The sequence below is a fragment of the Streptomyces sp. NPDC003327 genome, assembly GCF_053589515.1.
This window is the reverse complement of the sequence record NZ_JBSFSA010000050.1, coordinates 11,716-36,320: the sequence shown is the minus strand read 5'-3', so window position 1 is coordinate 36,320 and position 24,605 is coordinate 11,716. Positions and strand designations below refer to the sequence as shown.

Sequence of the window (24,605 nt, the reverse complement as noted above, 5' to 3'; positions counted from 1 at the left end):
TTGACAAGACGATACGTCTCGTCTGGTGCGGTGATCAGGCGGAGGCTATGCGCAGGACCAGCGCCGCCGCCGCGAGCAGCGCCAGGACGACCACCGGGGCGACGGCGTAGTCCTTGGCCCGCAGGTGGCTGACGAGCGCGCCCAGGAAGTAGAGGACCACGCCGACCGCCGCTGCGGCGCCGATGGCCGGGACGGCGAGCCCCGCCAGCAGGCCGATCGCGCCCGCCGCCTTCGCCGCTGCCAGCCAGGGGAGCCAGGACGAAGGCACCCCCAGCTTCGTCATGCTCTCCGTGATCTGCGGGTTCCGGGTGAAGGTCAGGAAGGCGGAGGCCGAGAGGGCGAACGCGAGCAGGACGCCGACGACGGCGTAGGCGATGAACATGGTGGTGCTCCAACGGTATGAGGACGGCAACCGTTGAAGAGTATCAACGATTTTCCGAGATCCACAATAGGGCCGCTGCTACGGTGGACGACATGGCAGCCCAACCGACCGACCGCCTCGGATTCCTCCTCTCCTTCCGCGGAGAGCTCACCGGCGCCCGCATCCGCGCCGCCCTGGCCGTCGCCGGGCTCCACCCGCGCCACGCCATGACCCTGATGCAGCTCGCCCCCGCCCCCATGAGCCAGCGCGAGCTGGCCACGGCCATGGAACTCGACCCCAGCCAACTCGTCGCCATCCTGAACGAGTTGGAGTCCGCCGGACTCGCCGAACGACGCCGTGACCCGGCCGACCGCCGACGGCACATCGTCGAGATCACCGACGCCGGCACGGCGGTCCTCGACCGGATCGACGCGGCGGTCGGTGCGGCCGAGCGCGAGCTCTTCGGTGACCTCACCGAAGCCGAACAGGCCCTGCTGCGGGCCCTGTTGAACCGCGTCGTCGTGGACCCCGCCGCCCACGAGTGCGGCGATTAGCCCATTCGGTGCCCCAAGCCCGCCTGGTTGTTCTAGCGCAAGGCGAACAAGTTGTTCTAGGGTGAGACGAACAAGGGAGGTCTTCATGCACCAGCCCCCACGCCGTCTCCGAGCGCTCACCGCGCTCCCCTTCGTCCTCGCCCTCGCCGCCCACACGCTGCTGCTCGCCCTGTGGGCCGCCCGTCTCCCCGATCCGCTCGCCACCCACTTCGGCGCGGACGGCACGGCGAACGGCTTCACCCCACGCGCCCTCCACGCCCTGCTCGCCACCGCCCTCTTCCTCCTCCTCGGCGCCGGCTGGACGCTCCTCGTCCGGCGCTCCTCCCTCTGGGGCGCCTGGGCCACCGCGGGCTTCCTCGGCGGCCTGCTCTGCCTGCTCCTGAGGGCCAACCTCGACGCCGCCGACGCGGCCCGCGTCGTCTCCCCGCTCGCCGACCTCGCCCCCGCGGCCGCCGCCGCGGCCCTCGGCGCCCTCGTCGGCGCCGGCCTGTCCCTGCTCGTACCGGCGGAGACACCCCACGAGGCACCGCTCCAGGAGACGCCAGGGGCGCCTTCCGTCGGGCCGCGCCTGCCGCTCGGGCCGAGCGAGGTCGCCGGCTGGAGCCGCGCCACCGGCTCCCGGCCCCTGACCGCGCTCGCGGCCGTCCTCCTCGCCGCCGTCCCGGCCGTCCTGCTCCTCGCGCCCTGGCCGCTCGCCCTGCTCGCCCTGGCCGTCGCGGTGCCCGGCCTCGCCCTCGCCCGGGTCCGGGTCACCGTCGACCGGCGCGGCCTCACCGTCCGCTCCGCGCTCGCGCCCAGGCCCCGCGTCCGGGTGCCGCTCGACGACGTCGGCGCCGCCCGCGTCGACGACGTCCGGCCGGTCGCCGACTTCGGCGGGTGGGGCTACCGGGTCCGGGCCCACCGCACGGGCGTGGTGCTCCGCGCGGGCGAGGCCCTCGTCGTACGGCGCCGGAGCGGCCGCGAGTTCGCCGTCACCGTGCCGGACGCGCGGACCGCCGCCGCCCTGCTCAACACGCTCGCCGCCCGCCCTGGGAAGGTCTGACTGTGCTCTTCCGGGTCGACCCGTCCTCCTCCGCGCCCCTCGGCGACCAGATCGCCGCCTGCGTCCGCGGAGCCCTCGCCGACGGCACCGCCGCCCCCGGCGAGCGCCTCCCCGCCGCCCGGGAGCTGGCCGACTCCCTGGGCGTCAACGTCCACACCGTCCTGCGCGGCTACCAGCGGCTGCGCGAGGAGGGCCTGATCGAACTCCGCCGCGGCCGGGGCGCCGTCATCGTCCCCGGCGCGGCCGCCCCCGACCGCGCCCGCCTGGTCGCGCGCCTGCGCGAGGCGGCGGCCGCCGCGCGCGCCCTGGGCCTCACCGACTCGGAGTTCCTCGACCTGGCCCGTACGAGCCTGGACTGAGCCCCGAAGGCCCCCGAGGGCCCCAGAACCCCCGCAAAAGGCCCCCGCGTCCCACCGTTGCCTCGCCCGGAGCGACAGGGGCGCCCGTTCGTCGAAGAATTGCCCCGATCTGTCCCTCTAGGAGAGGTGGGGTTCATGGCCACGGGTGCCTCGGACGCCTCAGGTGCCTCGGACGCGTCAGGTGCCCCGGACGCGTCAGGTGCCCCGGACGCGTCACATGCCCCGGACACCTCGGGTGCCTCGGCTGCCTCGCACACACCAGGCGCACCCCACGCCCCGGCCGCCCCGGCCGCTCCCGACGATGGTGACGAACTCGCCGTGCTCCGGGCCCGGGTCGCCGCGCTCGAAGCGGGTGAGGGGAGCGCGCGCCCGCCCCGCCACCGGGTGCGCTCCTTCTTCTCGGCGCTGCTGATCGTCCTCGGCTGCGTCCTCGCCCCGCTCGGCCTCGTCGCCGCCTGGACGGCGGACATCGTCGGCGACACCGACCGCTACGTACGGACGGTCGCCCCGCTCGCCTCCGACCCCGACGTCCAGGCCGCCGTCGCCACCCGCGTCACCGACGCCGTCATGGACCACATCGACCTCGCCACCCTTCTCCAGGGCGTCGCCCCCGACCAGCGGCCCCTCGTGGAGAAGGCCCTGGGCAAGCTCGGCGGCTCCCTGGAGGACGCGGTCGGCAGCTTCGTGCACGACCGCGCGCGGGACGTCGTCGCCTCCCCGGCCTTCGAGACCGTGTGGACCGACGCCAACCGGCTCGTCCACACCTCCCTCGACCGGGCCCTGACCGGCGACGAGGACGGGGCGGTGAAGATCGGCGCCGACACCGTCACCATCGACCTCGCGCCGGTCGTCGAACGCGTCAAGGAGCGGCTCGTCGACTCCGGCCTCACCGTCGCCGGGAACATCCCCGAGATCCACACCGACTTCACCGTCCTGCGCTCCGACGACATCGGCAAGGTCAGGACCGGCTTCGCCCTGCTCCAGGCGATGGGCTCCTGGCTCCCCGTGATCGCCGTGCTCTGCCTCGCCGCCGGGGTGCTGCTCGCCGTGCGCCGCCGCCGCGCCCTGGTCGCCGGGGCGCTCGGCTTCGCCGTGGCGGCGCTCCTCCTCGGCATCGCGCTCACCGTCTTCCGTACGGTCTATCTGAACGCCCTGCCCGCCGGGGTCTCCCCGGCCGCCGCCGGAGCCGTCTACGACACGCTGATCCGCTATCTGCGCACCTCGGTGCGGGTCGTCGCCTGCCTCGGCGTCCTGGTCGCCCTCGCCGCCTGGCTCACCGGCCGGAGCCGCCCCGCCGTCCTCGTCCGCGGCCTGTGGCGCGCGGGCATCACCGCCGCCCGCTCCTTCGCCGACCGCGCGGGCCTGCGCACCGGACCGGTGGGCCCGTTCGTCCGCCGCCGGCGCACCTGGATCGTCTGGCTCCTGGTGGCGGCGGCGGCCGTGGCGTACGTCCTGTGGCCCCACCCCACGGGCTGGGTGGTGGTGGGCCTGGCGCTCGCCCTGCTGTGCGCGCTCGCGGTGACCGACTTCCTGGCGGCGGAACCGGCGGAACCGGCGGAGCCGGCCGGGGCGGCCGGTGCCGAGGAGGAGAGCGGGGCCCCCGCCCGCGGGCGATAACCGAACGACAGGCCGGGCCCCCGTGCCCATAGAATTCAAGCCTGCTGTCGGAACGACCACGGCATCGCACCCCACTGGAATGGAGCATCCCAGGATGGCTCGACACCTTGTCACCAGCGCACTTCCCTATATCAACGGGATCAAGCACCTGGGCAACATGGTCGGGTCGATGCTCCCGGCGGACGTGTACTCCCGGTACCTCCGCCAGCGCGGTCACGACGTCCTCTACATCTGCGCCACCGACGAGCACGGCACCCCCGCCGAGCTGGCCGCCAAGGAGGCCGGTCTGACGGTCGCCGAGTTCTGCGCGCAGGCCCACGACGCGCAGAAGGCCGTGTACGACGGCTTCGAGCTGGCCTTCGACCACTTCGGCCGCAGCTCCTCGCCGCAGAACGCGGAGATCACGCAGCACTTCGCGCGCAGGCTCCACGAGAACGGGTTCATCGAGGAGCGGGCCATCCGCCAGGTGTACTCGCCGGTCGACGGTCGCTTCCTGCCCGACCGGTACGTCGAGGGCACGTGCCCCCACTGCGGTTACGACAAGGCCCGCGGCGACCAGTGCGAGAACTGCACCCGCGTCCTCGACCCCACGGACCTGATCGACCCGCGCTCGGCGATCAGCGGCTCCACGGACCTGGAGGTGCGCGAGACCAAGCACCTCTTCCTCCTCCAGTCCAAGCTCCAGCACGAGGTCGAGGAGTGGATCGCGCGCGTCAGCGGCGAGTGGCCGCACCTGTCCACCTCCATCGCCCGCAAGTGGCTGACCGAGGGCCTGAACGACCGCGCCATCACCCGTGACCTGGACTGGGGCGTGCCGGTGCCGGCCGACACCTGGCCGGAGCTCGCCGCCGAGGGCAAGGTCTTCTACGTCTGGTTCGACGCCCCCATCGAGTACATCGCCGCCACCAAGGAGTGGGCCGACGCCGCCCCGGCGGACGCCGCCGACGGCGAGGTCCGCGACTGGAAGTCGTGGTGGTACGAGGCCGACGACACCGTCCGCTACACCCAGTTCATGGCCAAGGACAACGTCCCGTTCCACACGGTGATGTTCCCCGCCACCGAGCTCGGCGTGCGCGAGCCGTGGAAGAAGGTCGACGTCGTCAAGGGCTTCAACTGGCTGACGTACTACGGCGGCAAGTTCTCCACCTCGCAGAAGCGCGGCGTCTTCACCGACACCGCCCTCTCCCTCCTGCCGGCCGACTACTGGCGCTACTTCCTCATCGCCAACGCGCCCGAGTCCGACGACTCCTCCTTCACGTGGGAGCACTTCACCGCCACGGTGAACAAGGACCTCGCCGACACCCTCGGCAACTTCGTCAACCGCGTCCTGTCCTTCTCGCGCAAGCGCTTCGGTGACGAGGTCCCGGCCGGTCACGCCGCCGGGGAGGCGGAGGCGAAGCTGGGCGAGGAGATCGCCAGCCTGCTGACCGAGTACGAGGAGCACATGGAGGCCCTCCAGTTCCGCAAGGCCGCCGCCGCGCTGCGCGCGCTGTGGTCCGCGGGCAACTCGTACCTGGAGGAGAAGGCGCCCTGGCTGGAGATCAAGACCGACCAGGAGGGCGCCGCGCTGACCCTGCGCACGGCGATGAACCTCATCCACCTGTACGCGGTCGTCTCCGAGCCCTTCATCCCGGCCTCGGCCGCCGCCATGCGCGGGGCGTTCGCCCTGGCCGACGACACGGCGGCGTGGGTCACGGCCGAGCAGGCCAAGGCGCTGGACACCGTCCCGGCCGGCACCCCCTTCACGGTCCCGCCGGTCCTCTTCGCCAAGATCACCGAGGAGGACATGGAGTCCTACCGCGAGCGCTTCGGCGGCGCGGCCTCCTGATCGGGTGACCACCTGATCGGCCTCACCTGACGCCCGAGGGGCCGGGGACCCGCACGGGTCCCCGGCCCCTCGCCGTTCCCCCCTCCCCGCCGCCACTCCGAGGAGGAGGACGGCGGACGGCGGACGGCGGACGGCGATGAGTTTCGGCATGATCGTCGGTCAGAGAAGGCAGAACCCGAACGACGGACCGACCCGAGGACCTGACATGCGCACCCTGATCAGCACCGCCTTCATCTCGCTCGACGGCGTCGTGGAGGCCCCGGGCGGCGAGCCCGGCTACCGCAACTCCGGCTGGACGTTCAAGCACACGGAGTTCCTGCCCGAGGCGTTCGAGATCAAGGACCGGGAGCAGAAGGAGTCCACGGCGCTCCTCCTGGGCCGCACCAGCTACCAGGCGTTCAGCCCCGTCTGGCCGGACATGGCGGAGTTCGCCGAGTACAACGGAATGCCGAAGTACGTCGTCTCCACCACGCTGACCGAGGACGACCTGGTCGACAACTGGGGCCCCACGACGATCCTGCGCTCGGTCGAGGAGGTAGCCGCCCTGAAGGAGACCGAGGGCGGCCCGGTCATCGTCCACGGCAGCGCCTCCCTGAACCACGCCCTGTCGGACGCCGGCCTGATCGACCGCTACCACCTCCTGGTCTTCCCGCTCCTGCTCGGCGCGGGGAAGCGCCTGTTCAGCACCACCGACAAGGACGTCCAGAAGCTGAAGCTGGTCGAGCACGAGGCCTACGCCAACGGTCTGCAGAAGAACGTCTTCGACGTCGTCCGCTGACGTCCGCCGAGGGTCAGTCCTGGGAGGTGGGCTTCGGCTCGGCCGCCGCACGCCGGTACTCGGCGTTGATGCGCTGGGCCTCTTCGAGCTGGTCCTCGAGGACGATGATGCGGCAGGCGGCCTCGATGGGGGTGCCCTGGTCGACGAGTTCGCGGGCGCGGGCGGCGATGCGCAGCTGGTAGCGGGAGTAGCGGCGGTGGCCGCCCTCGGAGCGCAGCGGGGTGATCAGACGGGCCTCGCCGATGGCGCGGAGGAAGCCCTGGGTGGTGCCGATCATCTCGGCGGCCCTGCCCATGGTGTAGGCGGGGTAGTCGTCGTCGTCGAGACGGTCGTACGAGTCGTCTGCTGTCATTTGCACCTCTCCGTGACACGCATAGAGGGGCCCTGGTGCCGGTACTGGCACCAGGGCCCTGAAGGAACTACTACACCACCTGCCGGCCCCGATGACGCGCCGGCCTTCTGTGTCCGCCTACCCGACCTGATTGCCGTCGGGGTGCGGGGATCGCGTGTGCCTGACCGGAGACCACCTCACTGTCGATGTCCTGCGGTACCCGGACTCTCGACTTCCGTCCGGGCGATCCCTGATGGCGCTGCGTTCCTCCGTTCTCCCAGGGGTACTGCCTCGAAGCTCGCGCGGGACCGCTTTCGCCATGACCGCGGTCCCGCTCGTGGAGGCCCCTGATCACCGCGGGCCTCCCGGTCCGGCGGCCAGCTTCGTCGCCGTTCTGCGCGATCCCTGGCTTCGAAGCTCCGCCGCCGTACCGTCCTGCTCACTACCACTGGCTGTACTGCCACCAGCTGTACTGCTGCCCGCAGTTCGTCTCTGCGAGGCCGATTCTCTCTCTGGGTACGAAAAAACCATAACCCTGCGACCATCCAATGTCTACTCCGGCGAGCATAGATTTTCGTGTCCCGGGTGAGCAGATCCGGGCGGGCGGCAGGAAGGGCGAGGGGAGGGGGTCCGACGGCACAGCTCACGCCGGGGCCTCCACGGCCGTGCGGCGTACCCGTAGGATCGGTTTCCATGTCGAAGATTGACGAGCTGCTCGTTGACGTCGCCGGCCTGGTCGAGTCCGGGCAGAGCAACCAGATGTCCCTGACCGTCGTTACCGGGGGCGCGGTCATCACAGGTCGGTTGGCGCCCGAAGCGGTGTGGAGGCAGCGGGTGTCGGAGGTCCTCGCGGACTCCGCCCGCCTGGGCGAGTTCTCCGCCGTCTTCGCCGCCCCCCGCGCGCGCGAGGACGAGCCGCCCACCCACCTGCACTTCCACATGGCGCGGATCCTCCAGGGCACGGTGGGCATCCCCGAGACGGGCGGGATGTACCGCGTCTCGATCGCGGACATCAGCGCCTGGACGATGGGCGACGTCACCTACTCCGACCACTGACCGATACGCGAGAGGGCCCGGCCGGCGGATGCCGGTCGGGCCCTCTCGACTGCCAGGACCAGGGTCAGGCCGCGGGGGCGCCGAGCGCCGCGGAGGCCTGTCGGAGGGCCTCGACGCCGTGGTCGGGCGCGGTGCTCACGGGAACGCCGTGACAGGTGAACCCGAGCTTGGTCATGGCGCGGACGACCTCACCGGCGGTGAAGTCGCGGCGGTCCTGACGGGTGATGACCTGCCCCACCTGCTTGACGGGGTAGGTGCGGCGCCCGATGGTCACGGACTCGCCGGTGATCTCCTCGGGCTTGACGCCCTTCATGGACTCCAGGACGCCGCTCTTCGTCAGGTCGAAGGGGAAGCGGGCGATGACACAGCGCACGATGCCTCACAGGGGAGAGAGGGAGAGGAAGGGGACGGTCCCGCCGGGGCGGGCGGTTCACGCGCGGACGAGGGTCGGCGCGGGCGCGCCGGTGGTGCCGTCGTCGGAGAGGTCGCGCAGCCGGAGCCGGTCCGTGTAGGCGGGGCCGTCGCGGACCGTGGTGAGCTGGGCCCGGGTGACCAGGCCGGTGCACTGGTCGTCCTGGTCACAGACGAGCAGGTGACCGCTGCGGGCTCCGGCCATCACGGCCAGGGCCACCTCCACGGTCATGTCGTCGCAGACCTGCGGTCCCGCCGCGTCCGGGGCGGCGGCCGGCGCCGGGTGGGGGGTGCGGGGTCGCGGTGGGCGGGACAGCGTCGGGAAGAGCTGTGCCGTGAGGGACTGCGTGGCGAGGGACTGCGTCTGGACCGGTGTCACGAAGGGCCTCCTGAGGAGATGGGTCGGCTTCCGGAGCACGCGACGCGCGGTCAGGCCGCCGTGTCGGCGGTACGCCGCGCGAGGGCGCGCCGCGCCGCCGACGCCGGAGCGCGCCGCCCGCGGGAGGACGTGCCGCGCCCCCGCCGCTCCGAGGGCGGCGCGGTGATCGTCACCGGAATGCCCGAGGGGTTCCGCGCGCCGGTGATCCGGACGAGGGCGTCCTCGCCGGAGCGGACCTGGGTGGTGACGGGCACGATGCCGGCCGCCGTCATGAGGCGGGTCATGTCGCGCCGCTGCCCGGCGGTGACGAGGGTGACGACGCTGCCCGACTCGCCGGCCCGGGCGGTACGGCCGCCGCGGTGCAGGTAGTCCTTGTGGTCGGTCGGCGGGTCCACGTTGACGACGAGGTCGAGGTGGTCGACGTGGATGCCGCGGGCCGCGACGTTCGTGGCGACCAGCACGGTGACGTGCCCGGTCTTGAACCAGGCCAGGGTGCGGGCGCGCTGCGGCTGCGTCTTCCCGCCGTGCAGGGCCGCGGCCCGCACGCCGCTGCCGAGGAGGTCCTGGGTGAGCCGGTCCACGGCGTGCTTGGTGTCCAGGAACATGATCACCCGCCCGTCGCGCGCCGCGATCTCGGTGGTCAGCCGCTGCTTGTCGGTGCCCTGCACGTGCAGGACGTGGTGCTCCATCGTCGTCACCGCGCCCCGGGAGGGGTCCACGGAGTGGACGACGGGGTCGGTGAGGTAGCGGCGGACCAGGAGGTCGACGTTGCGGTCCAGGGTCGCGGAGAACAGCATCCGCTGCCCCTCGGGCCTGACCTGGTTCAGCAGCGCGGTGACCTGGGGCATGAAGCCCATGTCGGCCATCTGGTCGGCCTCGTCCAGGACGGTGACGGCGACCTGGTTCAGCCGGCAGTCGCCGCGCTCGATCAGGTCCTTGAGCCGCCCGGGGGTGGCCACGACGACCTCGACGCCGCTGCGCAGCGCGTTCGCCTGCCGGCCGATCGGCATGCCGCCGACGACGGTGGCCAGGCGCAGCTTCACGGCGCGGGCGTACGGGGTGAGGGCGTCCGTGACCTGCTGGGCGAGCTCCCGGGTGGGGACCAGCACCAGCGCGAGCGGCTGACGGGGCTCGGCGAGCTGCCCGGCGGTACGGGCCAGCAGGGCCAGGCCGAAGGCGAGGGTCTTGCCGGAGCCGGTCCGGCCGCGGCCGAGGACGTCACGGCCCGCCAGTGAGTTCGGCAGCGTCGCGCCCTGGATGGGGAACGGGACGGACACGCCCTGCACGGTGAGCGCGGCCAGGAGACGCCGGTCGAGCGCCAGGTCGGCGAAGTCCTCGACGGCGGGCAGCGCCGGGGTGATCGTCTTCGGCAGGGCGAACTCTCCCTGTACGGCGACGGGGCGCCCGCCGCGTCCGCCCGACCGGCTCGCGGGGTGGCCGCCCTGGCGCCGGGTGCGGGAGGTACGGCCGTTCGTGCGTGTGGGGTTCATTCAGAACCTTCCTTGACGCGGCGCGTATCGGGGAATTCCGCAGCGGAAGAGGGGCGCGGGGAATCACAGGCACGAGCCGAAGGGAATGCGAAACAGGGAAACCCCGGCGATGCGAACGCCCGTGGAAACCCGAAAGGAGAATGCAGCTGGGGCCCGCACCCCGAAGGATGCGGGCCCCAGCTGCGTGCGCGCGACGTCAGGCGGGAACGATGTTCTCGGCCGTCGGGCCCTTCTGGCCCTGCGCGATGTCGAAGGAGACCTTCTGGCCCTCCTGGAGCTCGCGGAAGCCCTGGGTGGCGATGTTCGAGTAGTGGGCGAACACGTCGGGGCCGCCACCGTCCTGCTCGATGAAGCCGAAGCCCTTTTCCGCGTTGAACCACTTCACGGTACCAGCAGCCATGTCATATCTCCTTGGGGCAGTGCAGCGGCATCCGCACTGTACGGATGCCGTGTCGCCGCGATGATGCCCCGCCGGGAAAATGACCGGAATTTTCGGGTACCAAAACTGCAACTGATTCGACAGTAGCACGTGCGAACAGCCCGTGCGCATCGAATATTTGACCCGGAGTGTCGCCGTCAAAAAGCCTCTCCGCGATGCCGTGAAAAACCTCGGACCGCGAACACAGAATTTCCTCTCCGGCGGTGGGCGCTCAGCGGCACGGAGCGCGAGGCGGGGCACCGGCGGGCAGGTGGACGGTCGCCGCGAGGGGAGAGACGTCAACAAGCGGACCGCCCGGCGGTGGCGCCGCCCGCGTGACTCAGGACACACCGGCGGAGCCGATGACTTCGCTCCTCGCCGTCAGTCGTACGAACGACCCCACCGCGTCGAGGCGGTGAGACGGACGGACCGCACAGAACGGAGACACCCCATGGCCGACGCGGTGAAGGGCCCTGCCGGCTACTTCCCCTCCATCGAGAAGAAGTACGGTCGCCCGGTCGCCGAGTGGAAGGACCTCATCCGCACTTCCCCGCTGACGAAGCACATGGAGCTGGTCGCCTGGCTCAAGACCGAACACGGCCTGGGCCACGGCCACGCCAACGCCCTGGTCGCCCACACCCTCGCCGAGGGCGGCGGTCGCTGACCGGGAGGGGAAGCCCGGCCCGGAGGCCCCGACCGGCCGCACAGGCCGCCACGACCAGCACGGGAACGAGGACGAGCGCCGTCGGGCTTCCCCGCTCCGCGGGAAGGTGCGCGAACAGGGCTGCTCCGCACGCGCCCCCGGCCATGTCGGCGGCGCTGAGCCAGGCCCTGGTCTCGGTGACCTGTCCGGGCGGGGCCCTGAAGGGCACGGGTGGGTCACGGCCGGCTTCCTCGCAGACGCGGTGCTTGCTGGCCGTGCTTGGTTGCCGGTGATCAGTCGTCGGGCGGGCCGGCCGCTTCCTGGAGTCTCTCGGCGATGTCATCGGCCCACTCCTGAGCCCACTGGCGCAGCTCGATGGTCTGGTGGTCGTCGAGTCCATACGCGGCGAATTCGGTGTCGTCGATCCAGTCCGCCCCGGCGAGCCGGGCCTGTAGGTCGGAGAGGTCGAAGCTGTCACGGGCGTGGCGGCGGCCGAGCTCTTCGAGGTCGATGTGACTCCAGCGATCGGCTGCCGCTCGGACGTCGATCAGGTCACGCGCCAGGCCCCGGTCTGCCGGCGCGCGAACCTTCGTGCCGACCACGTCCTCCAGAGACAGCACCAAGCCGTGCCGAGTCTTCACAGGCGGACGCCAGAGTGCTTCCTTGAGGACGTCGACCTCGCACTCCTCGCCGGTGGCGGCGTCGGCGACGATCAGACGGGCGGACAGCGGGTCGGTTTCCAACCCCCGCACGTGCCAACCGCGTTGTTCCAGCCCGGCGCGCACGGTGGCGACGATCTTCTCCATCGGCTCCGGGTTCTCGGTGGCGACATCGAGGTCCTTGCTGAGCCGGTTGACCAGTCCGTGCGCCTGGACGGCGTAGCCACCCGTGAGCACGAGCGGGTAGACGTCGCCCACGGCGAGGACATCCGCGAGGACCGCCGGTGCAGTTCCGTGAGATTCACGCAGCAGCCTGAGCGTCGGGGGTCAGTTCGGCGAAAGCGTTCTCCCAGACATCACGGATGTCCCGGCTGATCAGGGTGCGCAGGACAGGCCACATGGTGACGAGCAGCTCCCGGTTCAGGTAGTGGACCAGGTCGTCGTGCTGTCCTTCGGCCAGGACGATCCGATAACAGCTCATCCGCAATCGGGGCTGGGCGAGGTCGAAGCGAGACAGGCCGGACCAGGCCAGGTGCAGCGGAGGTCGACGTGGCCGTGGGCGGGGCCGGCGAGCTCCGAGAGCTCGGCAGGAAGCCGCCGGGTGAATCTGGTGCGGCGGAGCTCGGGAACGCTGGGCGTGGCTGCCATGCCTTGATTATTCCGCAGGAGGGCGAGGCGGCCCGTGATTCCGGCACAGGGAACCCCCGGCGAGACGATGCAGGGGCTCGTGCCCGCCGCATGCCCCTTCTTGCGGGACTGAAGGGCGTGCGAGCAGCCACACCCGTCTGCCAACAAACAAGCCCCAGGTCGCTGACCTGGGGCTTCGTGAGAAGAGCGGATGACGGGAATCGAACCCGCGCTATAAGCTTGGGAAGCTCATGTTCTACCATTAAACTACATCCGCACAGCGGCCGGGTGATCCGTGCCGCATCGTTGCACACTGTACCCCATATGCCACGTGAGGCGAAGCTCGCGCCGCCGTCGCGGCGCGGAGAGTCTCGTGGAGGGTGTCCCGTTGATCCCCTAATGTGGCTGTCTCGTCCACCACGTGTGTAGGGGAAGGGACTTGATGGGTCCGATGGAGCGCACCGTCGTCCGTTGTGCCGAGGGGCACGTGTTCAGTACCGCCTCGTTCCCGCTGCAGCAGCTCGGTGCCGCGCGGATCGGGCCCGGGCGGCTCATTCGGTGTCCGCGGTGTGCGCGGCTGCGGCACGCGGTGCCGGTGGAGGCGTTGCCGCAGCGCTGAGGGCCGGTGGGGCGCGGGCTCTCCCGATTGCGGGAGGTCCGCGCCCCCTGCGTATCGTGGGGGCGTGCTTCTCTCAGACAAGGACATCCGGGCCGAGATCGATTCCGGTCGGGTGCGCATCGACCCGTACGACGAATCCATGGTGCAGCCCTCGAGCATCGACGTGCGGCTCGACCGCTTCTTCCGGGTGTTCGAGAACCACCGCCACCCGCACATCGACCCCGCCGTCGAGCAGCACGACCTGACGCGCGAGGTGGAGCCGGAGGGCGACGAGGCGTTCATTTTGCACCCGGGCGAGTTCGTGCTCGCCTCGACGTACGAGGTCATCACCCTGCCGGACGACATCGCGTCCCGCCTGGAGGGGAAGAGTTCCCTGGGGCGGCTCGGGCTCGTCACGCACTCGACCGCCGGTTTCATCGACCCCGGCTTCTCCGGGCACGTGACGCTGGAGCTGTCGAACCTCGCCACCCTGCCGATCAAGCTCTGGCCGGGGATGAAGATCGGTCAGCTCTGCATGTTCCGGCTGAGCTCGCCCGCGGAGTTCCCGTACGGGAGCGAGCGGTACGGCTCGCGGTACCAGGGCCAGCGGGGGCCGACGGCCTCCCGCTCGTACCTGAACTTCCATCGGACCCAGGTGTGAGGCGGTAGCGGACATGAGTGAGGTACGCGAGAACCTGACGTACGAGGGCTTCGGCCGGGCCGTGCGCGAGCTGGCGCAGACCATCGCCGACGACGGCTACGAGCCGGACGTCGTGCTCTCGATCGCCCGCGGCGGCGTCTTCGTCGCCGGCGGCCTGGCGTACGCCCTCGACTGCAAGAACATCCACCTGGTGAACGTGGAGTTCTACACCGGCGTGGGCACGACGCTGGAGATGCCGGTCATGCTGGCGCCGGTCCCGGACGCGATCGACTTCTCCGACAAGAAGGTCCTGATCACCGACGACGTCGCCGACACCGGCAAGACGCTCAAGCTGGTCCACGACTTCTGCATCGACCACGTCGCCGAGGTCCGCTCCGCCGTGATCTACGAGAAGTCGCACTCCCTCGTGAAGTGCGAGTACGTGTGGAAGAAGACCGACGAGTGGATCAACTTCCCCTGGTCGGTCGAGCCTCCCGTCGTGAAGCGCGAGGGTCAGGTCCTCGACGCCTGACGCGTACGCGCGGACGGGAAAGGGGCCCCACCGGCTGCGGTGGGGCCCCTTTCCGTGCGGTCTACAGCGTGCCGAGCTTGATCAGGCTCAGCAGCGCCACGAGCTGGATCGCCGAGGCGCCCAGCGCCTTCGGCCAGGGGAGGTCGTGGGAGCGGCTCACCATGATCGTGAGGAGCGCGCCCGCCGCCAGCCAGGTCAGCCAGCCGACGATCTGGACGAGGCCGTTCTCGCCGCCCAGGAAGAGCGCGAAGACGAGCCGGGGGGCGTCCGTGATCGACATGATCAGCATGGAGAGGCCGACGGTCGGCTGCCAGGCCCCGTCGCCGCCGAGCTGGCGCGCCAGGGTGTGGGTGACGGCGCCGAGGATGAGGCCGCCGAGCACGAAGCCGACGCCGGTCATCAGGACGTACGGGATCGCCGTCGACAGGGTCGCGTTGATCGCCTCTTCGCGCGCCTGGTCGAAGCCGAAGATCGCGAGGAGCCCGTAGAGGAAGGTGACGATCAGCGCGGGGCCCCACACGGCGTGGTCGCGCATCCGGAGGAAGGTGTCGGCGGGGCGCAGCACGATGCCGCCGAGGAGCGCCTTCCAGTGCAGCCGCGGGCCCGTGGGTACGGGTGCGGCGGCCTGGTACGTCCCCGGCTGCCCGTACGGGTCGTCGACGCTGAACATCTGGGTGTGGCCCGGATTGTTCGCCGCCGCGTGCTGCTGCTGATGTGGGTCGCCGAAGTACTCCGGCTGGCCGTACTGCTGCTGCGGTGGCTGGTGTTGCCACTGCTGCTGCGGGTACGGCGGCGGGGCCGCCTGGTGCCCGTACGGCGCCTGCCGCGGGTGCTGCGGTTGATGCTGCTGCGGGGTGCGGTTGTCCCGGCCGCGTCCGTTCCTGAATCCAGCCACGTCACGAACGTACCCGCTTCCGCTGTGGGGCGGCTCCTTTGCCGCTGACCTGTGACATCCCCTAGGGGTTCCCGAGGTGGGACGAGCGCCCCCGAAAGGTCCCCGGAAACCCGGAGGGCCGCACCGCGCGACGCGCGCGGTGCGGCCCTCCTCGTCGTACGAGCGGCGTACGAGCGGCGTACGAGCGTCGTACGCGTGGCGGTTACGCCGCCGGCTCCGGCTCCGGTTCCTCGGTGGCCGGCTCCGGCTCGACCGGGGTCTTCACCGAGTCGAGCAGCAGCTGCGCGACGTCGACGACCTGGAGGCTCTCCTTCGCCTTGCCGTCGTTCTTCTTGCCGTTCACGGAGTCCGTGAGCATGACGAGGCAGAACGGGCAGGCGGTGGAGACGATGTCCGGGTTGAGCGACAGGGCCTCGTCGACGCGCTCGGTGTTGATGCGCTTGCCGATCCGCTCCTCCATCCACATCCGCGCGCCGCCGGCGCCGCAGCAGAAGCCGCGCTCCTTGTGGCGGTGCATCTCCTGCTGGCGCAGGCCGGGGACGGCGGACATGATCTCGCGCGGCGGCGTGTAGACCTTGTTGTGACGGCCCAGGTAGCACGGGTCGTGGTAGGTGATGAGGCCGTCGACCGGGGTCACCGGGATCAGCTTGCCCTCGTCGATGAGGTGCTGGAGCAGCTGGGTGTGGTGGATGACCTCGTAGTCGCCGCCGAGCTGCGGGTACTCGTTGGCGATGGTGTTGAAGCAGTGCGGGCAGGTGGAGACGATCTTCTTCGCCGACTTCGGCTTCTTCGTCGACTCGTCCTCGTCGTCCTCGCCGAACGCCATGTTCAGCATCGCGACGTTCTCCTGGCCGAGCTGCTGGAACAGCGGCTCGTTGCCCAGGCGACGGGGCGAGTCACCCGTGCACTTCTCCTCGCCGCCCATGATCGCGAACTTGACGCCCGCGATGTGCAGCAGCTCCGCGAAGGCCTTGGTGGTCTTCTTGGCGCGGTCCTCCAGGGCGCCGGCGCAGCCGACCCAGTAGAGGTAGTCGACCTCGGAGAGGTCCTCGACGTCCTTGCCGACGATCGGGACCTCGAAGTCGACCTCCTTGGTCCACTCGACGCGCTGCTTCTTGGCCAGGCCCCAGGGGTTGCCCTTCTTCTCCAGGTTCTTCAGCATCGTGCCGGCCTCGGACGGGAAGGCGGACTCGATCATGACCTGGTAGCGGCGCATGTCGACGATGTGGTCGACGTGCTCGATGTCGACCGGGCACTGCTCGACGCAGGCGCCGCAGGTGGTGCAGGACCACAGGACGTCCGGGTCGATGACGCCGTTCTCCTCGACGGTGCCGATCAGCGGGCGCTCGGCCTCCGCGAGGGCCGCGGCGGGAACGTCCTTGAGCTGCTCCTCGGTGGCCTTCTCGTCGCCCTCCATGGTCTTGCCGCCGCCCGCGAGCAGGTACGGCGCCTTGGCGTGGGCGTGGTCGCGCAGCGACATGATCAGGAGCTTCGGCGAGAGGGGCTTGCCGGTGTTCCAGGCGGGGCACTGCGACTGGCAGCGGCCGCACTCGGTGCAGGTGGAGAAGTCGAGGAGGCCCTTCCAGGAGAACTGCTCGACCTGGGAGACGCCGTAGACGTCGTCCTCGCCCGGGTCCTCGAAGTCGATCGGCTTGCCGCCCGAGGTCATCGGCTGGAGGGCGCCGAGGGCGGTGGAGCCCTCCGCGTTGCGCTTGAACCAGATGTTCGGGAACGCGAGGAAGCGGTGCCAGGCGACGCCCATGTTGGTGTTGAGCGAGACCGTGATCATCCAGATCATGGTGGTGCTCAGCTTGATCATGGCGAAGAGGTAGACCAGGGTCTGCAGCGCGCCGACGCTCAGTCCCTCGAAGGCGAGGACGAGCGGGTACGAGGCGAAGTAGGCGGCCTCGTAGTGCTCCACGTGGTGGAGGGCGCCTTCGAGGCCGCGCAGCACGTAGATCGCCAGACCGATGGTGAGGATGACGTACTCGACGAAGTAGGCCTGGCCCGCCTTGGAGCCGGCGAAGCGCGACTTGCGGCCGGCGCGGCGCGGGAGGCTCAGCAGGCGGATGACGATCAGCGTGGCGATGCCGAGGGTGGTCATCGCGCCGATGAACTCGATGTACAGCTCGTACGGCAGGAAGCCGCCGAGCACCGGCAGCGTCCAGTCGGCCTGGAACAGCTGGCCGTACGCGGTGACGATCGTCGGCGGCAGCGTCAGGAAGCCGACCGCGACGAACCAGTGGGCGAAGCCGACGATGCCCCAGCGGTTCATCCGGGTGTGGCCCAGGAACTCCCGGACCAGGGTGACGCTCCGCTGGTACGGGTTGTCGGTCCGGGTGCCGGCCGGGACGGGCTGGCCGAGCTTGAAGTACCGGACGAACTGACCGATGGCGCGAGCGAGCAGGGCAACGCCGACCACGGTCAGCGTCAGCGACACAATGATCGCGGCGAGTTGCATGACGGGCTCCTCGAGCGGGCCGGCCGCGTACCTGAGCCGAGCCTACTAAGCGGTAACTTATCTAGTCCGTGCTGAGATTACCGGGCCGGGCGCCGCACTTGTAGCGGGCCTCGCGGTGATCTGTGTCGCTCAGGCAACCCTTGCCGCGCGGGTTCCCGTGCGGGACGCCGTGCGACGACGACGGACTGCTGGAAGCGTACGCGCCAGGATGGCCAGATCCATCCCGAGCCAGTGATGGTCCACATAGTGGAGATCGAGCAGCTCGCGCTCCTCCCAGGGCAGCTCCGACCGGCCGCTGATCTGCCACGGGCCGGTCAGCCCCGGTCGTACGGAGAGGCGGCGGCGTCCCTCGCCCGCGCACTCCCGGTGGCCGGGGGTCAGGGGGCACGGTCCGACCAGCGACATCTCGCCCCGTACGACGTGCAGCAGGAGCGGCAGCGCGGCGAGCGGGCTCCTGGTGCGGAAGGTCAGCATCGTGAACGGCCGGCCGTGCAGGCCGGCCACCGTGCGGCGGCGGAGCACCCCGCCCGCCGGCGCCGGGGCCGCGCCGACGGCGACCGAGAGGGCGACGGCGGCGACGAGCGGGGAGAGGGCGGCGAGGAGGGCGAGGCCGCCGAGGAGGTCGAGTGTGCGCTTGGCCGTCATTTCCCCGGACCCCTCCGCTGGAGAATCATGGGATATTCGTGGGATATGCCTGGTTTGCCCGGCAAGGGGCATCCGGACTCTCTCACGGCGGCACCGGCCGCCCCGGGCAATGACGCGCCCCGCGCTCCCCATCGGGTGACCGCCCGGCGAGCCCTCCGGGGCGCCCGCCGGAGCGCCGGTATGAGCGGCATAAAGACCGAAGAGTTGAGTCGAAGCGACTCAGGTCTGTTGACGCGCCGGGACCCGTCGTGCATCCTTGAGTCAGTTCCACTCAAGTCAGTCAGCTGGAGGAATCGAAATGGCACGTGCGGTCGGCATCGACCTGGGCACGACTAACTCCGTCGTCAGCGTTCTGGAAGGCGGCGAGCCCACCGTCATCACCAACGCCGAGGGCGCCAGGACCACGCCGTCCGTCGTCGCCTTCGCGAAGAACGGCGAGGTGCTCGTCGGCGAGGTGGCCAAGCGCCAGGCCGTCACCAACGTCGACAGGACCATCCGGTCGGTCAAGCGCCACATGGGCACCGACTGGAAGATCGACATCGACGGCAAGAGCTTCAACCCGCAGCAGATGAGCGCCTTCATCCTGCAGAAGCTGAAGCGCGACGCCGAGGCCTACCTGGGCGAGAAGGTCGTCGACGCGGTCATCACCGTCCCGGCGTACTTCAACGACTCCGAGCGCCAGGCCACGAAGGAGGCCGGCGAGATCGCGGGCCTCAACGTCCTGCGCATCGTCAACGAGCCGACCGCGGCCGCCCTGGCCTACGGCCTCGACAAGGACGACCAGACGATCCTCGTCTTCGACCTCGGTGGCGGCACCTTCGACGTGTCCCTCCTGGAGATCGGCGACGGCGTCGTCGAGGTGAAGGCCACCAACGGTGACAACCACCTCGGTGGTGACGACTGGGACCAGCGCGTCGTCGACTACCTGGTGACGCAGTTCCAGAACGGCCACGGCGTGGACCTGGCCAAGGACAAGATGGCGCTCCAGCGTCTGCGCGAGGCCGCCGAGAAGGCGAAGATCGAGCTCTCGTCCTCGACCGAGACCACGATCAACCTGCCGTACATCACCGCCTCCGCCGAGGGCCCGCTGCACCTGGACGAGAAGCTCACGCGCGCCCAGTTCCAGCAGCTCACCTCGGACCTGCTCGAGCGCTGCAAGGTGCCGTTCCACAACGTCATCAAGGACGCGGGCATCCAGCTGTCCGAGATCGACCACGTCGTCCTCGTCGGCGGCTCGACCCGCATGCCGGCCGTCGCCGAGCTCGTCAAGGAGCTGACCGGTGGCCGCGAGGCCAACAAGGGCGTCAACCCGGACGAGGTCGTCGCCATCGGCGCCGCGCTCCAGGCCGGTGTCCTCAAGGGTGAGGTCAAGGACGTCCTGCTCCTCGACGTGACCCCGCTGTCCCTCGGCATCGAGACCAAGGGCGGCATCATGACCAAGCTCATCGAGCGCAACACCACGATCCCGACCAAGCGGTCCGAGATCTTCACGACGGCCGAGGACAACCAGCCGTCCGTGCAGATCCAGGTCTACCAGGGCGAGCGCGAGATCGCGGCGTACAACAAGAAGCTCGGCATGTTCGAGCTGACCGGCCTCCCGCCGGCCCCGCGCGGCGTCCCGCAGATCGAGGTCGCCTTCGACATCGACGCCAACGGCATCATGCACGTGACCGCGAAGGACCTGGGCACGGGCAAGGAGCAGAAGATGACCGTCACCGGCGGCTCCTCGCTGCCGAAGGACGAGGTCGACCGGATGCGCCAGGAGGCCGAGCAGTACGCGGAGGAGGACCACCGCCGCCGCGAGGCCGCCGAGTCCCGCAACCAGGGCGAGCAGCTCGTCTACCAGACCGAGAAGTTCCTCAAGGACAACGAGGACAAGGTCCCGGGCGACGTCAAGACCGAGGTCGAGGCCGCTCTCGCCGAGCTGAAGGAGAAGCTCAAGGGCGAGGACACCGCCGAGATCCGCACCGCCACCGAGAAGGTCGCGGCCGTCTCCCAGAAGCTCGGCCAGGCCCTGTACGCCGACGCCCAGGCCGCCCAGGCCGCGGGTGGCGACGGCCAGGCCCAGGCGCAGGACGACGACGTCGTCGACGCCGAGATCGTCGACGAGGACAAGCCGAAGGGTGGCCAGGCGTGACGGAGGAGACTCCGGGCTTCGAGGAGAAGCCCGACGTCCCCTCCGGCGCCACCCCCGAGGACGCCGCCGAGGCCGCCGAGTCCCGTGAGGACGCGGCGGCCCCGGCCGGGGACGCGAACAGCAAGGACACGGCCGGGGACGCCGGGCTCACCGCCCAGCTGGACCAGGCGCGCGCCGCGCTCACCGAGCGCACGGGCGACCTCCAGCGGCTCCAGGCCGAGTACCAGAACTACCGCCGCCGCGTGGAGCGGGACCGGGTCACGGTCAAGGAGATCGCCGTCGCGAGCCTCCTGACCGAGCTCCTGCCCGTCCTCGACGACGTCGGCCGGGCCCGCGACCACGGCGAGCTCGTGGGCGGGTTCAAGTCGGTGGCCGAATCGCTGGAGACCGTCGTCGCCAAGATGGGTCTGCAGCAGTTCGGCAAGGAGGGCGAGCCCTTCGACCCGACGATCCACGAGGCCCTCATGCACTCGTACGCGCCGGACGTCACCGAGACGACCTGCGTGGCGATCCTGCAGCCGGGGTACCGGATCGGCGAGCGGACCATCCGGCCCGCCCGCGTGGCCGTCGCCGAGCCCCAGCCGGGCGCGCAGGCGAAGGGCGAGGAGTCGGACGACTCCGACGGGCCGGACGCGTCCGGCAAGGACAGCGAGTAACAGCCGTACCCGCATGCGGGAGGAGGGACGTCGATGAGCACGAAGGACTTCGTCGAGAAGGACTACTACAAGGTCCTCGGCGTCCCCAAGGACGCCACCGAGGCCGAGATCAAGAAGGCCTACCGGAAGCTCGCCCGCGAGAACCACCCGGACGCCAACAAGGGCGACACCAAGGCGGAGGAGCGCTTCAAGGAGATCTCCGAGGCGAACGACGTCCTCGGTGACCCCAAGCGGCGCAAGGAGTACGACGAGGCGCGCGCGCTCTTCGGGAACGGCGGCTTCCGGCCGGCCGGACCGGGCGGCGGCTCGTTCAACTTCGACCTCGGCGACCTCTTCGGGGGCGCCCAGGGTGGGGGCGGCGGCTTCGGCGGCGGCGGCATCGGGGACGTCTTCGGCGGCCTGTTCAACCGGGGCGGCGCGGCGGGTGCGCGCACCCAGCCGCGGCGCGGCCAGGACATCGAGTCCGAGGTGACGCTCAGCTTCACCGAGGCGATCGAGGGCGCGACGGTTCCGCTGCGCATGTCCAGCCAGCAGCCGTGCACGGCCTGTTCGGGCACCGGCGACAAGAACGGCACGCCCCGGGTGTGCCCGACCTGCGTCGGCACAGGACAGGTCTCGCGCGGCGGCAGCGGTTCCTTCTCGCTCACCGACCCGTGCGTGGACTGCAAGGGCCGGGGGCTCATCGCCGAGAACCCCTGCGAGGTCTGCAAGGGCAGCGGGCGGGCCAAGTCCTCCCGCACCATGCAGGTCCGCATTCCGGCGGGAGTCTCCGACGGCCAGAAGATCCGGCTGCGGGGCAAGGGCGCGCCGGGCGAGCGCGGCGGGCAGAACGGCGACCTGTACGTCGTCGTGCACGTCGACGCCCACCCGGTCTTCGGCCGCAAGGACGACAACCTGACGGTCACCGTGCCGGTCTCCTTCACGGAGGCCGCGCTCGGCGGCGAGATCAAGGTGCCGACCCTCGGCGGCCCGCCGGTCACCCTCAAGCTGCCCGCCGGCACCGCCAACGGGCTGACCATGCGCGCCCGCGGCAAGGGCGCGGTCCGCAAGGACGGCACCCGCGGCGACCTGCTGGTGACGGTCGAGGTCGCGGTGCCGAAGGAACTGGACGACAAGGCCCGCGAGGCCCTGGAGACCTACCGCGAGGCGACCGCCTCCGTGGACCCCAGGGCGGAGCTGTTCCAGGCTGCGAAGGGAGCGTGACGCGGTGGACGGGCGCCGACGCAATCCGTACGAACTGACCGACGAGACGCCGGTGTACGTCATCTCGGTGGCGGCGCAGCTCTCCGGTCTGCACCCGCAGACCCTGCGGCAGTACGACCGTCTCGGACTCGTCTCCCCGGACCGCACGGCGGGCCGGGGGCGGCGCTACTCGGCCCGGGACATCGAGCTGCTCCGCCAGGTGCAGCAGCTGTCGCAGGACGAGGGCATCAACCTCGCCGGCATCAAGCGGATCATCGAGCTGGAGAACCAGGTCGCGGCCCTGCAGAGCCGGGTCGCCGAACTGTCGGCGGCGGTCGACGGCGCGGCGGCGGCGATGCGCCAGCGCGAGGCGCAGGTGCACGCGTCGTACCGGCGCGACCTGGTGCCGTACCAGGACGTGCAGCAGGCGAGCGCGCTGGTGGTGTGGCGGCCCAAGCGCGGCGACCGGACGCCCTGACCGGACCACCCGACCTGACGGCCCCGACCTGCCGGCCCCGACCTGACGGCCCCGACCCGAAGGTCCGCACCGTCGACGTGAGGCCCCTTCCACAGTCGTGGAGGGGGCCTCACGCGTGCGCGGTCACCGGCCCCGGATCAGGGGATGAGTTCGCCGACGATCTCGCCGACGGTCTCGTACCAGGGCGCGGCGCCCGTGCCGAAGGCGGCGGCCAGGGCCGTACCGACGGCGACGTCGAGCGGGGTCGCGCCGGGCTCCCAGGTGTCGACGACCCGGCCGTCGCCGGAGGACTGGAGCTCGCCGACCGGCCGGCGGCCCCGGGTGAGGCGGCTGCGGTCGTGGTCGCAGGGCATCAGGCGGTAGCGCTCCCCGCCGGTCCGCACGTCGACGCGGTAGGAGCGCCGCAGGAGCCGTCCGCGGGCCGTGCGGAGCCCCGCGGGCGCCCCGTCGACCGTGAGGGCCAGGAGGGCCGCCCTGCGGGTCCCGATGGGCGTGTGGGCGTCGGGGGCGGTGCCCGGGGTCCGTACGAGCTCCACGGTGGGCAGGCCGTGGCCGGAGACCCGCAGGGTCCCGGCGGGGCCGTCGAGGTCGATCCGCGCGTACACCGGCCGTCAGTCCTCCTGCTGGAGGATGCCGGACTGCGCGATGAGGTAGCCCAGCTGGGCGCGGCTGCCGCTGCCGAGGGCGGCGGCGAGCTTGGCTATGTGGGCGCGGCAGGTGCGGACGTTCATGCCGAGGCGGCGGGCGATGGCCTCGTCGACGAGCCCCTCGACGAGGAGGCGCGCGATGGACCGCTGGACGCCGCTGACGCCGTCGAGCGGGGGCTGGTAGGCGACGGGGGCGTCCAGCGGCGTGGCCTGGAGCCAGAACTGGTCGAAGACGCCGCCGAGGTACTCGACGAGTCCGGGGTGGCGCAGTTCGAGGGCGACCTGCCGGTCGCGGCTCGCGGGGACGAAGGCGACCTTGCGGTCCACGATGATGAGCCGGTCGATGATCTCCTCGAGGGTGCGGACCTCCACCTCGGGCCCTATGCGCTCCAGGTAGGCGAGGGTGATGGGCTGGTGGCGCGCGGTGTGCTGGTAGAGCGTGCGCATGCGGATGCCGCGGCCGAGGAGCGGGCGGACGCGCCGGAGCGCCTCGCCGAACGTGTGGGCGCTGCGGCCCTTCCCCGGCTGTACGGTGAGGAGTTCGGACGTGCAGTCGGCGACGGCACGGTCCAGGTTGGCGTTGATCCGGTCGAATCCCTCGAGGACGGTGATGGCCTGGGTCATCGAGGGATCGGTGACGCCGAGGGCCATGAACGGCTCGAAGACGTCGGAGAGTTGGGCGGCGAGGCGGCGGCGCTCCTGTATCTCCTTCTCGATGGGGAGGAGCATGCGGGTGAGGGCCGCCGACGGGGGGACGGGGCGCAGCCACTGCGGGTCGTCCGGGTCGGGTCTCAGCAGGTCCAGGTCCATGAGACACGGCGCCGAGGCGGTCTCCGCCCGGTCGATCCGGCCTGACCGAAGGGCTTCGGTGTAGAGGAGAGTGCCCGCTTCGCACAGTTCTGTGCGCGCGTGAGGGTGTCCCTCTTCGGCCGGTTCTGTTCGCATATGTACACCCCCAGGCTTTTGCGATACAGGAACATGATGCATTGAGCCAGTGGTGGAAACGGGAGGAGTGGGCCATCGTCATGACTGCGGGGGAGCTGGTTGTTTCACACCTTCAAGTGAGGTTGCTCGGTCATGTCCATGAAGCTCATACGCACCGTAGCCGGTGTCGCACTGATGGCAGCCGCCGCTGTGGGAGCGGTGACGGCATCCGAGGACCCGGGGTGGGGTTCCGGCAC

The 24,605-nt window shown here is 70.9% G+C and carries 25 protein-coding genes, 1 tRNA gene and 2 pseudogenes; 14 read left to right on the top strand and 14 right to left on the bottom strand.

The features are described from left to right. Window positions 1-34: 34 nt before the first annotated feature. Window positions 35-382 (bottom strand): DoxX family protein, encoded by a 348-nt coding sequence (locus ACWDVG_RS27645; protein WP_451703005.1) that lies wholly within the window; start codon window positions 380-382, stop codon window positions 35-37. Window positions 383-474: 92 nt separating this feature from the next. On the opposite strand from ACWDVG_RS27645, the gene ACWDVG_RS27640 reads away from it, so the two are divergent. From ACWDVG_RS27640 to ACWDVG_RS27615, 6 genes are all read left to right on the top strand, one after another. Then, on the top strand, window positions 475-915 hold the full coding sequence (locus ACWDVG_RS27640; protein ID WP_451703004.1) for a MarR family winged helix-turn-helix transcriptional regulator: 441 nt from the start codon (window positions 475-477) through the stop codon (window positions 913-915). An 85-nt stretch (window positions 916-1,000) separates the two neighbouring features. Next, window positions 1,001-1,957 carry a DUF1648 domain-containing protein gene (locus ACWDVG_RS27635; protein WP_451703002.1) on the top strand — a complete coding sequence of 319 codons (957 nt, stop codon included), beginning with the start codon at window positions 1,001-1,003 and terminating at the stop codon, window positions 1,955-1,957. Window positions 1,958-1,959: 2 nt separating this feature from the next. Beyond that, window positions 1,960-2,316: a GntR family transcriptional regulator gene (locus ACWDVG_RS27630; RefSeq protein WP_451703001.1), complete on the top strand. Its 357-nt coding sequence runs from the start codon at window positions 1,960-1,962 to the stop codon at window positions 2,314-2,316. 135 nt (window positions 2,317-2,451) lie between these two features. Beyond that, entirely contained in the window at window positions 2,452-3,933 is a 1,482-nt protein-coding gene (locus tag ACWDVG_RS27625; protein WP_451702999.1) for a hypothetical protein, read from the top strand. Between the two features lie 94 nt (window positions 3,934-4,027). Beyond that, window positions 4,028-5,761, top strand: a complete 1,734-nt coding sequence (metG, locus tag ACWDVG_RS27620; protein WP_451702997.1) for a methionine--tRNA ligase — start codon at window positions 4,028-4,030, stop codon at window positions 5,759-5,761. 205 nt (window positions 5,762-5,966) lie between these two features. Continuing rightward, window positions 5,967-6,539, top strand: a complete 573-nt coding sequence (locus tag ACWDVG_RS27615; protein ID WP_451702995.1) for a dihydrofolate reductase family protein — start codon at window positions 5,967-5,969, stop codon at window positions 6,537-6,539. Between the two features lie 13 nt (window positions 6,540-6,552). Here the strand turns inward: ACWDVG_RS27615 and ACWDVG_RS27610 are convergent, their stop codons facing one another. After that, a complete protein-coding gene (locus ACWDVG_RS27610; protein WP_451702992.1) occupies window positions 6,553-6,891 on the bottom strand; it encodes a MerR family transcriptional regulator in 339 nt (112 codons plus the stop codon). Window positions 6,892-7,563: 672 nt separating this feature from the next. On the opposite strand from ACWDVG_RS27610, the gene ACWDVG_RS27605 reads away from it, so the two are divergent. Continuing rightward, window positions 7,564-7,926 carry a hypothetical protein gene (locus ACWDVG_RS27605; protein WP_451702990.1) on the top strand — a complete coding sequence of 121 codons (363 nt, stop codon included), beginning with the start codon at window positions 7,564-7,566 and terminating at the stop codon, window positions 7,924-7,926. 64 nt (window positions 7,927-7,990) lie between these two features. Here the strand turns inward: ACWDVG_RS27605 and ACWDVG_RS27600 are convergent, their stop codons facing one another. The 4 genes from ACWDVG_RS27600 to ACWDVG_RS27585 all read right to left on the bottom strand — a co-directional run bounded on the left by ACWDVG_RS27600 (window position 7,991) and on the right by ACWDVG_RS27585 (window position 10,606). Next, a complete protein-coding gene (locus tag ACWDVG_RS27600) occupies window positions 7,991-8,299 on the bottom strand; it encodes an SCO5918 family protein (protein ID WP_451702987.1) in 309 nt (102 codons plus the stop codon). 57 nt (window positions 8,300-8,356) lie between these two features. Next, window positions 8,357-8,569: a hypothetical protein gene (locus ACWDVG_RS27595; RefSeq protein WP_451703015.1), complete on the bottom strand. Its 213-nt coding sequence runs from the start codon at window positions 8,567-8,569 to the stop codon at window positions 8,357-8,359. 197 nt (window positions 8,570-8,766) lie between these two features. Then, window positions 8,767-10,206 (bottom strand): DEAD/DEAH box helicase, encoded by a 1,440-nt coding sequence (locus tag ACWDVG_RS27590; protein ID WP_451702985.1) that lies wholly within the window; start codon window positions 10,204-10,206, stop codon window positions 8,767-8,769. Between the two features lie 196 nt (window positions 10,207-10,402). Beyond that, on the bottom strand, window positions 10,403-10,606 hold the full coding sequence (locus tag ACWDVG_RS27585; RefSeq protein WP_190223980.1) for a cold-shock protein: 204 nt from the start codon (window positions 10,604-10,606) through the stop codon (window positions 10,403-10,405). 469 nt (window positions 10,607-11,075) lie between these two features. Between ACWDVG_RS27585 and ACWDVG_RS27580 the strand changes: the two genes are divergently transcribed. Next, window positions 11,076-11,288, top strand: coding sequence for a DUF4287 domain-containing protein (locus tag ACWDVG_RS27580; protein WP_451702982.1), 213 nt, complete (start codon window positions 11,076-11,078; stop codon window positions 11,286-11,288). Window positions 11,289-11,560: 272 nt separating this feature from the next. On the opposite strand, the pseudogene ACWDVG_RS27575 reads toward ACWDVG_RS27580, so the two are convergent. From ACWDVG_RS27575 to ACWDVG_RS27565, 3 genes and pseudogenes are all read right to left on the bottom strand, one after another. Continuing rightward, a pseudogene (locus tag ACWDVG_RS27575) lies at window positions 11,561-12,231 on the bottom strand (nucleotidyl transferase AbiEii/AbiGii toxin family protein). Beyond that, window positions 12,228-12,574, bottom strand: a pseudogene (locus tag ACWDVG_RS27570) (transcriptional regulator). Before ACWDVG_RS27570 ends, ACWDVG_RS27575 begins: the two co-directional pseudogenes overlap by 4 nt. 185 nt (window positions 12,575-12,759) lie before the next feature. Next, window positions 12,760-12,830, bottom strand: a tRNA-Gly gene (locus ACWDVG_RS27565). A 406-nt stretch (window positions 12,831-13,236) separates the two neighbouring features. Between ACWDVG_RS27565 and dcd the strand changes: the two genes are divergently transcribed. Together dcd and ACWDVG_RS27555 are read left to right on the top strand one after the other, a co-directional pair. Continuing rightward, window positions 13,237-13,812, top strand: coding sequence for a dCTP deaminase (gene dcd / locus ACWDVG_RS27560; RefSeq protein ID WP_451702979.1), 576 nt, complete (start codon window positions 13,237-13,239; stop codon window positions 13,810-13,812). A gap of 13 nt (window positions 13,813-13,825) precedes the next feature. Further along, on the top strand, window positions 13,826-14,323 hold the full coding sequence (locus tag ACWDVG_RS27555) for a phosphoribosyltransferase (RefSeq protein WP_451702976.1): 498 nt from the start codon (window positions 13,826-13,828) through the stop codon (window positions 14,321-14,323). 61 nt (window positions 14,324-14,384) lie between these two features. On the opposite strand, the gene ACWDVG_RS27550 is transcribed toward ACWDVG_RS27555, so the two are convergent. The 3 genes from ACWDVG_RS27550 to ACWDVG_RS27540 all read right to left on the bottom strand — a co-directional run bounded on the left by ACWDVG_RS27550 (window position 14,385) and on the right by ACWDVG_RS27540 (window position 18,324). Further along, the gene (locus ACWDVG_RS27550; protein WP_451702973.1) at window positions 14,385-15,218 is read right to left on the bottom strand and encodes a Yip1 family protein; all 834 of its coding nucleotides are present in this window, start codon (window positions 15,216-15,218) and stop codon (window positions 14,385-14,387) included. A 202-nt stretch (window positions 15,219-15,420) separates the two neighbouring features. Then, a complete protein-coding gene (locus ACWDVG_RS27545) occupies window positions 15,421-17,679 on the bottom strand; it encodes a (Fe-S)-binding protein (protein WP_451702970.1) in 2,259 nt (752 codons plus the stop codon). Between the two features lie 129 nt (window positions 17,680-17,808). Beyond that, window positions 17,809-18,324, bottom strand: coding sequence for a sugar transferase (locus ACWDVG_RS27540; protein WP_451702968.1), 516 nt, complete (start codon window positions 18,322-18,324; stop codon window positions 17,809-17,811). A gap of 298 nt (window positions 18,325-18,622) precedes the next feature. On the opposite strand from ACWDVG_RS27540, the gene dnaK reads away from it, so the two are divergent. Genes dnaK through ACWDVG_RS27520 form a run of 4 tightly spaced genes read left to right on the top strand, consistent with a single transcriptional unit; the run spans window position 18,623 to window position 22,777 of the window. Then, window positions 18,623-20,461, top strand: a complete 1,839-nt coding sequence (dnaK, locus tag ACWDVG_RS27535) for a molecular chaperone DnaK (RefSeq protein ID WP_451702966.1) — start codon at window positions 18,623-18,625, stop codon at window positions 20,459-20,461. Then, complete coding sequence (grpE, locus tag ACWDVG_RS27530; protein WP_451702964.1) at window positions 20,458-21,117, top strand: nucleotide exchange factor GrpE; 660 nt, start codon at window positions 20,458-20,460, stop codon at window positions 21,115-21,117. Before dnaK ends, grpE begins: the two co-directional genes overlap by 4 nt. A gap of 33 nt (window positions 21,118-21,150) precedes the next feature. Next, window positions 21,151-22,320 (top strand): molecular chaperone DnaJ, encoded by a 1,170-nt coding sequence (gene dnaJ / locus ACWDVG_RS27525; protein ID WP_451702962.1) that lies wholly within the window; start codon window positions 21,151-21,153, stop codon window positions 22,318-22,320. Window positions 22,321-22,324: 4 nt separating this feature from the next. Further along, window positions 22,325-22,777 carry a heat shock protein transcriptional repressor HspR gene (locus tag ACWDVG_RS27520; RefSeq protein WP_451702960.1) on the top strand — a complete coding sequence of 151 codons (453 nt, stop codon included), beginning with the start codon at window positions 22,325-22,327 and terminating at the stop codon, window positions 22,775-22,777. Window positions 22,778-22,914: 137 nt separating this feature from the next. On the opposite strand, the gene ACWDVG_RS27515 is transcribed toward ACWDVG_RS27520, so the two are convergent. Both ACWDVG_RS27515 and ACWDVG_RS27510 read right to left on the bottom strand, forming a co-directional pair. Further along, window positions 22,915-23,382, bottom strand: coding sequence for a hypothetical protein (locus ACWDVG_RS27515; RefSeq protein ID WP_451702958.1), 468 nt, complete (start codon window positions 23,380-23,382; stop codon window positions 22,915-22,917). Between the two features lie 6 nt (window positions 23,383-23,388). After that, the gene (locus tag ACWDVG_RS27510; RefSeq protein WP_451702956.1) at window positions 23,389-24,369 is read right to left on the bottom strand and encodes a helix-turn-helix transcriptional regulator; all 981 of its coding nucleotides are present in this window, start codon (window positions 24,367-24,369) and stop codon (window positions 23,389-23,391) included. Window positions 24,370-24,605 lie beyond the last annotated feature (236 nt).

Bases quoted from the DNA above. Each gene is read 5' to 3' on its own strand.
- ACWDVG_RS27645 (WP_451703005.1), bottom strand. From the start codon at position 382: ATGTTCATCGCCTACGCCGTCGTCGGCGTCCTGCTCGCGTTCGCCCTC.
- ACWDVG_RS27640 (WP_451703004.1), top strand. From the start codon at position 475: ATGGCAGCCCAACCGACCGACCGCCTCGGATTCCTCCTCTCCTTCCGC.
- ACWDVG_RS27635 (WP_451703002.1), top strand. From the start codon at position 1,001: ATGCACCAGCCCCCACGCCGTCTCCGAGCGCTCACCGCGCTCCCCTTC.
- ACWDVG_RS27625 (WP_451702999.1), top strand. From the start codon at position 2,452: ATGGCCACGGGTGCCTCGGACGCCTCAGGTGCCTCGGACGCGTCAGGT.
- metG (WP_451702997.1), top strand. From the start codon at position 4,028: ATGGCTCGACACCTTGTCACCAGCGCACTTCCCTATATCAACGGGATC.
- ACWDVG_RS27615 (WP_451702995.1), top strand. From the start codon at position 5,967: ATGCGCACCCTGATCAGCACCGCCTTCATCTCGCTCGACGGCGTCGTG.
- ACWDVG_RS27610 (WP_451702992.1), bottom strand. From the start codon at position 6,891: ATGACAGCAGACGACTCGTACGACCGTCTCGACGACGACGACTACCCC.
- ACWDVG_RS27605 (WP_451702990.1), top strand. From the start codon at position 7,564: ATGTCGAAGATTGACGAGCTGCTCGTTGACGTCGCCGGCCTGGTCGAG.
- ACWDVG_RS27595 (WP_451703015.1), bottom strand. From the start codon at position 8,569: ATGACCGTGGAGGTGGCCCTGGCCGTGATGGCCGGAGCCCGCAGCGGT.
- ACWDVG_RS27590 (WP_451702985.1), bottom strand. From the start codon at position 10,206: ATGAACCCCACACGCACGAACGGCCGTACCTCCCGCACCCGGCGCCAG.
- ACWDVG_RS27585 (WP_190223980.1), bottom strand. From the start codon at position 10,606: ATGGCTGCTGGTACCGTGAAGTGGTTCAACGCGGAAAAGGGCTTCGGC.
- ACWDVG_RS27580 (WP_451702982.1), top strand. From the start codon at position 11,076: ATGGCCGACGCGGTGAAGGGCCCTGCCGGCTACTTCCCCTCCATCGAG.
- ACWDVG_RS27555 (WP_451702976.1), top strand. From the start codon at position 13,826: ATGAGTGAGGTACGCGAGAACCTGACGTACGAGGGCTTCGGCCGGGCC.
- ACWDVG_RS27545 (WP_451702970.1), bottom strand. From the start codon at position 17,679: ATGCAACTCGCCGCGATCATTGTGTCGCTGACGCTGACCGTGGTCGGC.
- ACWDVG_RS27540 (WP_451702968.1), bottom strand. From the start codon at position 18,324: ATGACGGCCAAGCGCACACTCGACCTCCTCGGCGGCCTCGCCCTCCTC.
- dnaK (WP_451702966.1), top strand. From the start codon at position 18,623: ATGGCACGTGCGGTCGGCATCGACCTGGGCACGACTAACTCCGTCGTC.
- dnaJ (WP_451702962.1), top strand. From the start codon at position 21,151: ATGAGCACGAAGGACTTCGTCGAGAAGGACTACTACAAGGTCCTCGGC.
- ACWDVG_RS27510 (WP_451702956.1), bottom strand. From the start codon at position 24,369: ATGCGAACAGAACCGGCCGAAGAGGGACACCCTCACGCGCGCACAGAA.